The organism is Sphaerisporangium sp. NPDC049002 (assembly GCF_040649355.1).
Classification (GTDB): domain Bacteria; phylum Actinomycetota; class Actinomycetes; order Streptosporangiales; family Streptosporangiaceae; genus Sphaerisporangium.
This window is the reverse complement of the sequence record NZ_JBEZFH010000404.1, coordinates 1-2,407: the sequence shown is the minus strand read 5'-3', so window position 1 is coordinate 2,407 and position 2,407 is coordinate 1. Positions and strand designations below refer to the sequence as shown.

At 66.9% G+C, this 2,407-nt stretch carries 1 protein-coding gene; it reads right to left on the bottom strand.

All coding sequences use genetic code 11. The features are described 5' to 3' along the window. Positions 1-2,407: beta-ketoacyl synthase N-terminal-like domain-containing protein (locus AB0B89_RS35990; RefSeq protein WP_358562146.1), on the bottom strand; the 2,407-nt coding region annotated here is incomplete at both ends.

Below are 2,407 nucleotides of genomic sequence, written 5' to 3'. Positions count from 1 at the left end.
GGGGCACCCACATCCCCACGCAACACCCCCACCACCGACCAACCGGTATACGGGCGCAACGCCTCATCACACTCATCCAACGCCCGGCGAAACACACCGAACGCCTCATACAACCCCAACCCCATACCCGGCTGCTGCGACCCCTGACCAGGAAAAACAAACACCGTCTTCCCCGCACCCCGCACAGACACCCGGCCACACACCACACCCGGATGAACACGCCCCCCAGCAACAGACCCAAGCGCCCCACCCAGGGCCACACCGGCCTCGGCGATCTCACCGATCTGAGCAGTCTCAGCGGCCTGATCGACATCGCCCACCGCCGGACCCACGATCACGGCCCGGTGCGCGAAATGCGTCCGCCCCCTGGCCAGACCATGAGCCACCGCCACCGCATCCACACCCGGACGACCAGCCACGAACGCGCCCAGCCGCTCCGCCTGGGCCCGCAACGCCTCCTCACTGCGCCCCGAAAGCGGCCACACCACCAACGACGACCCACCATCACCGTCGACGACCGGCGGCTCTTCCGAAACGGCCGGCGGCTCCTCAAGGATCAGATGAGCGTTCGTACCGCTGATACCGAACGACGACACACCCGCACGCCTGACCCGGTCACCCCCCGGCCACCCCCGCGACTCGGCCAGCAGCGACACCGCCCCACCAGACCAATCCACATGCGGACTCGGCTCGTCCACATGCAACGACCTCGGCAACACCCCCCGCTCCATCGCCGCCACCATCTTGATCACACCAGCGACACCAGCCGCCGCCTGCGCATGACCGATGTTCGACTTCACCGACCCCAGCCACAACGGCCGGTCAGCGGGCCGGTCCTGCCCGTACGTGGCGATGATCGCCTGCGCCTCGATCGGATCACCCAGCGTGGTCCCGGTGCCATGAGCCTCGACGACATCGACATCAGCCGCAGCGACCCCCGCATCGGCCAGGGCCGCACGAATCACCCGCTGCTGCGAAGGACCATGCGGAGCCGTCAGACCATTCGAAGCTCCATCCTGATTGATGGCCGACCCACGGATCACCGCCAGTACCCGGTGACCCAGACGACGGGCGTCGGACACCCGCTCCAGCAACAGCATCCCAGCGCCCTCGCTCGCCACCATGCCGTCGGCACCGGCGCCGAACGCCTTGGTCCGGCCGTCCGCCGCGAGCACGCGCTGCCGGGCGAAGTCCACGAACAGTTCGGTGGAGGCCATGACCGTGACGGCACCGGCCAGCGCCATCTCGCACTCACCCCGGCGCAACGCCTGGACGGCCAGATGGATCGCCACCAGCGAGGACGAACACGCCGTGTCCACCGTGATCGCCGGACCCTCCAAGCCCAGCACATAGGAGATACGCCCGGACGCCACGCTGGCCGATACCCCGGTCAGCCGATGGCCCTCGACGGCTTCGGCGCTCCCGGCACCGTACTCATGGGACCACGTACCCGCGAAGACGCCGGTGGAAGTCCCGGCCAGGCTGCGCGGATCGATACCCGCACGCTCCACCGCCTCCCACGCGACCTCCAGCAACACCCGCTGCTGCGGATCCATCCCCAACGCCTCACGCGGCGAAATTCCAAAGAACTCCGCATCGAACCCACCAGCGTCAGCCAAGAACCCGCCACGCCGCACATACGTGGTCCCCGACTCATCCGGATCAGAACTGAACAACCTGCCCAGATCCCAGCCACGATCCACCGGAAACTCACCGATCACCTCTCTCCCCGAGGCGACCACATCCCACAAATCCCCAGCAGAACCCACCCCACCAGGGAAACGGCAACCTATCCCCACCACCGCGATCGGCTCGTCTGTCTCGATCCCGCCCGGCGTCGGAACGACGGCGGATGTGACACCGGCCACCTGCTCGTAGAGATGCATTGCCAGAGCCCGTGGCGTGGGGTGGTCGAAGACGACGGTCGGAGAGAAGTGATAGCCGGTGGTCTGGCCGAGCTGCTTGCGAAGCTCAAGCGCGTTGAGTGAGGTGAAGCCGAGATCCTTGAACGGCTGCTCTGGGTCGAGAGTGCTGGAGCTGACATGCCCGAGAACGGTCGCCACATTGGCTTGGACGAGCCGCAGGAGTCGCTCCTGCTGTTGACCTGGAGTGAGGCCGGCCAGTCCGGCGGCGAAGGAATCCACGGTGTCGGCATTGCCGGCACGGCGACGCACGGGCCCGGTCAGGCGTTCCTTCGGTATGACTGCGGAAACCCTGCTGTCGAGGTACGCGCAAAGCGCACGCGGGCTGGGATGGTCGAAGATGAGGGTCGGCGGGAGTTTGAGACCGGTGTGCTGACTCAGATGGTTTCTGAGTTCGAGGGCCGTGAGGGAGTCGAAGCCCAGGGCTTTGAAGGGTCGCTCCGGGTCGATCGAGGTCGAGGTGCCATGTCCCAGAACCGTGGCCG